The organism is Bacillus sp. Root131 (assembly GCF_001429475.1).
Classification (GTDB): Bacteria; Bacillota; Bacilli; order Bacillales; family Bacillaceae_G; genus Bacillus_A; species Bacillus_A thuringiensis_S.
On sequence record NZ_LMJQ01000030.1, the window covers coordinates 1 to 6,230 of the forward strand.

The window sequence follows — 6,230 nt, forward strand, 5'->3', positions numbered from 1 at the left end:
ATATGTTTTCTTTTTCCATCCTGATCACGCACCTTTTTTAAGTAGTAATACCAGTATGGCCAAGTTTGAAAGAATATTTTCAAATCATTTAGCTTTTTTGCACCAGAACCCTCGATACTTTCTTCTTCTGACAAACTTTTCTCAGCAAAATGTGTCCAGGCTTCTCTAAACTGAACTCGCATAAATGCTGGGATAGAGAATATTTCTTGATCTTTTGTACAACTTTCAACTTGATCTAATGCATGAGTCATTGCATATATTAATAATTAATTTTGTTTTTGTTTTGTTGGTAAATAGATTTCGATATCAACAATTTCTTGTCTAAATGCAGTCATTATATTTTCTTTATCTTTTTTTCTTAACGCTTGTCCCATATGTTTCAAACGAGATACTGCTTCTTTTCTACACTTCGCTATAGGTCTATGTAATTCTTTTTTATCATTTTCAATAACACAATTCGAAGAAAAAATGACATTAAACTTTTCAATAATAACTTGTTGTACCTGCCTTCTAACACGTGTAATACGAGACTCACTTGATTTCTTATCTTTAAGATCTACTGCATTAAATTTAATAGGCTTTACAATCTCTATGTATTGTCGCACTTTCTTTGCATTACGATTCAACTTTTCCTTTAGAAAAGCCATTTTTCTCGTAATCTCGAAATCTTCAATCTTGTGCTTATAATGTTCCATACCAATTTTTCTCGAAAATGTGTTGATTAATTCTAAAAGAATCATAATTCCTCTATTATCTCGAGCCTTTACAAGGCTACTTAGTATAGTTGTTTGAATTAAATAAAATGGAATACGGAAATACGATAACGATATATTTATCATATCTGTAGTTTCTGCAGCAGTGTGGTTGTATAATGCATAATCTACAATTTCATAAACAGTACGATTTCCAACAGGTATTTCTCTTACGAGCTTACGCTCCAAGCAAACTTGAAATCCTGTATAAATTGTTGTGTAGGGAATCCCACTTTTTTTAGCAAGATCCATTATTTGAAATTCACGTGGTAGCATTCCTATATCATTGCATTCAAAGTGAAGCATGATATAAGTCGCTAATGCTGAGGATGGTAATTCTTTGCGTTCATTTTCGAGTTTTATAATATTAAAAAGTCCATCAAAAAACTTAACTCCATGGACTTTAAAATTCTGCTGAGAAAAATTTAAATGTGTACTCATTGTTTAAAATGAATCCTTCCGAAAAGAGCACAAAAAAAGACACTGTAATATCACATATACAAAAATCTTCTCAAATCTAGATGATTTTTGTATATTTCTAGATAAACAATGCTCAAAATACGCAAGAAAATCGCCTTTTTCAGTTGCACAAATTTATAAGATCAAGTAAAATTATCTTATAAATTTATACAAATCAAAAAAGGTTTTGAAGCTAAAGTTTAATCTAGGTAACATTGTAAGTTTAACTTTCAATCAATAAGAGTTTCGTGGGTTCCTAGAGATTAACCTCGATGAAATAGTTGACGCTATTTCATCAAGCTGAAAGATCTTTTTTTTGCTTTTTTATGTTTATTTTTAGTCAATTGCGGCAAAACTATAACTATAGCTAAGATTTGGCGCATTTTAATGTAATCATATATGCATTTTTTGGTACTTGCAAGACGATTTTTTATAAAATCGTATTTTTTTATATAACAATTTAAAGTTTAATACAGTTATTCTATAGTTCTATTTTCGAAAAAAAGCTTTCTAGTTTTTTAATCTCATTTATAGACAAACCTTTCAATATATCGAACTATATGTAGAACATAAAAATTATTATAAAATGGTTTTAAAACTAGATAAAGTGTATTAAAATATTAATAAAAACCCTTTTATAACAATGATTATGAGCAATAATTACAATTCTAATTTAACATAAATTAGCATATCAAACAAAGAAAAAAACATAGAAATGATATAACAAAACGATCAACAAAAACATAGAAACAATACTAGAACATATTAATTCTAATTTTATAAATTCAAGAATCCATAAATATATACCGCATTAAACTGATTTTCTCTTTTTTTGCACGATGAATATGACTTTTAAATCAAAACAAAAAACATTACTGGAATAAAAGTTAAAACGAGATATAAACACGAATTAAAACAAGTTAGATTTAAATCTAGAATAAGTTAATTCGAACTTTAATAAAACCCTTTATTTAAAAGGCTTTTATAACGATATGCGCATTCTAATTTTAAATAAAAATATTTATGTAGACTTAAAAACTTAGTAAGAAAATAGGTGTTCATTTAAGTGCAAATACAAGAGTTGTTTGTAGCTTAATAGCATATTGTTTAGGTCACTTGGTTCTTATTATACAGTTCATATTTATTGTTGCCGCCTATGAATCACTATATATACAAAAAAATAACTCTATATATTTTCTATTAATAGCTAAATTTTGTACTATGTTTTAATTAATTTAAATGTATAGATATATTTTCCTATTCGTTTTCCACAATTTTATAATACTCAAGGAAAATTATTTTTAGTGGACGAGAGTACAATTTAAGAAGAAAAACTTGAAGAAATAACCGGTAAGTTTAATTTAGTAAGTTGGAACATAAATTAGCATAAGTTCATTCTAACTTTCCAAAAAACCTTGATACATCAATGTTTTTCTTCATTTAATCTTATCTAAGTTTTGCTAAATAACCATATAGAAGATATATAAAAGTAGAATGAATATTAGAATGTAGAATACTATAGATAAACAATGTAATCTATAGACATAAAAATACTAGATTTTTAGTGAAATTATATTAAGATTTTCTAGTTTTTCTATGGTAGAGTAATCTATAGGAAGATAATGCCCATTCTATGTAGAATATAACATGGAAGAGATTTTCTAAGTTTTTCGGTTGTAAGGAGGTGTTGTTTCTATGAGTGAGAGTAAAACAAACGAAGAACAAAATGAGTATAAAATGAAAGAAGTATCTGAACTTACTGGGCTTTCGAATGACTTATTAAGAGTTTACGAGGAAGAGTTTAATCTACAAATAAATAGAACTAATGGTGGGCATCGTCGCTACACGGAAGATGACATTAATAAGTTTATATCTATTAAGAAGAAGATCCAAGAACAAAATTGGAGCTATAAGAAAGTTCGCTCTTGGTTAAATGGTGACGAGCTACCAGTAGCATTAGAAGAACACCAGGTTAAAACAAACCTAGAGAAAAAAGTAGAATATCAAACAGAATTAATTCAAGATTTGACTGAAAAGTTGGATCAAAGTATCAAACTACAAGTGGAAATGGTAAAACAAATGCATGAGCTGAAGACCGAGAAACAAGAACTTGAGCAAATCGTGGCACGTAGAAATCAGGATCTTATAGATACTTTAATTCAAGAAAAAAGAAAAGAACGTCAAGAACGAATTGTGACAGAATCAAAAAAATCATTCTTACAAAAAATATTTGGAAAGTAAACTTTGAACTAGATTCTAAGTTTGGTTTATTTAAGTAGCAAGTCTAAAAATGGACTTGCTACTTTTTTATTTTAATAATTTTAAAGATGTTATTTTTAATACCTATGAATCTATACAATTATTAAATTTAGACATTAAGTTTATATAAATATAGAAGAATTTTAATAAAAATAAATAACGGTTTAAATTTAAATTTAATTTTAGGTTTAAATTTCTGGGGGTTATAGAAAGATATATGTATATCTAGTGTGGCTAAAGGTTTAAATAACAGTTTAAATTTAAGTTTAACTTTCAGTTTACATACCATTCCCAGTGTGATATAAATAGGTTAGGTGAATTTTTCCACTCTCAAGAATTAATTAAACAGATGGGAGTTAAACAATGAATAGGGATCACTTTTATACGTTAAACATTGCAGAAATTGCAGAAAGAATTGGTAATGATGATTGTGCCTATCAAGTATTAATGGCATTTATCAATGAAAATGGTGAAGCGCAAATGCTGAATAAAACGGCTGTGGCAGAAATGATACAGCTAAGTAAACCGACTGTTTTTGCAACCGTAAATAGTTTTTATTGTGCAGGATATATTGATGAAACTAGGGTAGGAAGGTCTAAGATTTATACCTTATCGGATTTAGGTGTAGAAATAGTAGAGTGTTTTAAACAAAAAGCAATGGAAATGCGTAATTTATAAGTATAGGGGAGGAATTTTATATGTTATTAAACAGTAATGAACTAGAACATATCCATTCAACTAACCATAGTGTAAATGATATTAGTATACGATGGGGAGTTATTGGTGCTGGTCAAAAAGGTAATAAAGAGGCTGATTTATTCGCAGGTTACAAGTTTTCGAATGGAACTACTTGCTATCCGACATTAGCTGTTAACTTTGCAGAGTCAGATATGATGCATTTACAAAATATTATTAAAGAAGATCGTATTCATTTTGACGGTTTAAAGGGGGCTGCACGTACACCTTCTGTAGTTACTGACTTATTTGACCCTGAAACTAATCCTAATGCTAATGGATACCTTGATAAATTAGCCCAAGAGCTCGGTCGAAAGTTTACAAATGAAGAGGGAGAAGTAATTGTAGACCAATTCTTAATTTGTCTTGGAGCTGGTGGTGGCGTTGGAACAGGTTGGGGTTCACTTGTTTTACAATTAATTCGTGAACAGTTTTTCCCTTGTCCAGTATCTATGCTTATTTCTTTACCATCCGGTGATCCTGATGAAATTAACAATGCACTTGTATTACTAAGTGAAATTGATGAATTTATGAGAGAGCAAGACAGATTATTTGGAAATTCTGATATAAAGCCTTTAGCAAATGTAATTGTTAATGATAATACGCAAATGCAACGTATAATTGAGTCACAAAAAGGCACGAAAGATCTGAAAAACAGATATGTAAACTGGAAAGAAGTTGCGAACGATAATGTAGTGAGTACTTTACATGAAATAAACATAATCCCAGAGAACTATGGTTCTGATAACGTTACATATGACCCATCGGATTTAATAAAACTATTAAGTATTCCAGGACGTTTCTTAACAATTGGAAAAGCGAGAATTGCTAAATTCGATTTACATTCACTTGAAAATAGTATTAAACGAAGCTTAGATGAGGGATTCTTCTCAGCGGAACATCAATTTGAAACAGCAACAATGTATGGTGGTTTCGTTTTAAGACCTTCTAACGCAGACTTCTTCAAAGATGTTAATACGGAAAATAGAATTCGTAATACCTTAGGAGAGTATAAACGATTAGATGAAATCGCTGGTAAATTTGGAGATCCAATTTGGGATAATGAATATGCGGTTTGCTACACTATATTTGCTGGTATGACAATGCCTAAACGCTATATATCTCTTGCGCGAGAAGGAAAAGAGTTGGCTGAAAAACAAGAGCAATTAAGAGCAGAAGCTCAACGTAAACAGGACGAAGAAAAAGTAGATATTTCTTTTGCAACAAATCGTGTTCAAAAAAACACATTCAATCCTTATAATAAAAACCAAGGATTTGGCGGGGCATCAAGATTCAGTGGTGGTAAAAACTCTGCATTTAAACGTCAGACTAGTGAAGCTACTTCAACACAAAATCAACAAGAAGAAGAGAATATTATTAGCACTCTTAAAACTTCAAATCCATTTAAAAAACGTTAAAAAAGCAGGTCTAAATGACCTGCTTTTTTTATTAAAATCACAACCGATTACAAAAAGAATCTACAATGCTACAGTGAATAATCTATTATATTTTCTGTATGTGTAACATGGCATTACATAATGTGATAGTTTAAATAAATTGTTAGGCCGTCCTAACAATTCTATTCGTATACTTTATCCTTTAATAAATTGTTCGGTTAAAACATGTCTTCCGTCCGAACAATTTTAAAAGAACCAAAAGACTATTTAAATCAATGTTTTTAGCGAATTTGAAGGTAGAGAAGTAATCCAAACTTCAGCGTACGAGTTTTAGTATCTAGATTAGCGTAAATTCAGTTTAAAATTTTAATAATTTACAACAAAATTTTGCTGTAATAAGATATATAGAAATGGTTGTTATTTATCATTTTAGCCAAGAAGACTCCTTCCTCAAGGAACGCGAAGTGAGTAGGTGGGAGATGAATTGGCTTCGAACAAGGGATGGCAGGAAGCCATCTGGTTCTGGTGCAAAAAAGCTAAATGATTTGAAAATATTCTTTCAAACTTGGCCATACTGGTATTACTACTTAAAAAAGGTGCGTGATCAGGATGGAAAAAGAAAACATAT

General features: G+C 29.8%; 3 protein-coding genes and 1 pseudogene. 3 read left to right on the top strand and 1 reads right to left on the bottom strand.

The genetic code is table 11. From position 1 onward, the window contains the following. Positions 1-128 precede the first annotated feature (128 nt). A pseudogene (locus ASE54_RS26825) lies at positions 129-1,193 on the bottom strand (hypothetical protein); the annotation flags it as partial. A 1,713-nt stretch (positions 1,194-2,906) separates the two neighbouring features. On the opposite strand from ASE54_RS26825, the gene ASE54_RS26830 reads away from it, so the two are divergent. The 3 genes from ASE54_RS26830 to ASE54_RS26840 all read left to right on the top strand — a co-directional run bounded on the left by ASE54_RS26830 (position 2,907) and on the right by ASE54_RS26840 (position 5,623). Beyond that, positions 2,907-3,452, top strand: a complete 546-nt coding sequence (locus ASE54_RS26830) for a MerR family transcriptional regulator (RefSeq protein ID WP_000004357.1) — start codon at positions 2,907-2,909, stop codon at positions 3,450-3,452. A 381-nt stretch (positions 3,453-3,833) separates the two neighbouring features. Continuing rightward, complete coding sequence (locus ASE54_RS26835; RefSeq protein ID WP_001078053.1) at positions 3,834-4,148, top strand: MarR family winged helix-turn-helix transcriptional regulator; 315 nt, start codon at positions 3,834-3,836, stop codon at positions 4,146-4,148. A 20-nt stretch (positions 4,149-4,168) separates the two neighbouring features. Further along, entirely contained in the window at positions 4,169-5,623 is a 1,455-nt protein-coding gene (locus ASE54_RS26840; protein WP_000926085.1) for a cell division protein FtsZ, read from the top strand. The last annotated feature ends 607 nt before the right edge of the window (positions 5,624-6,230 follow it).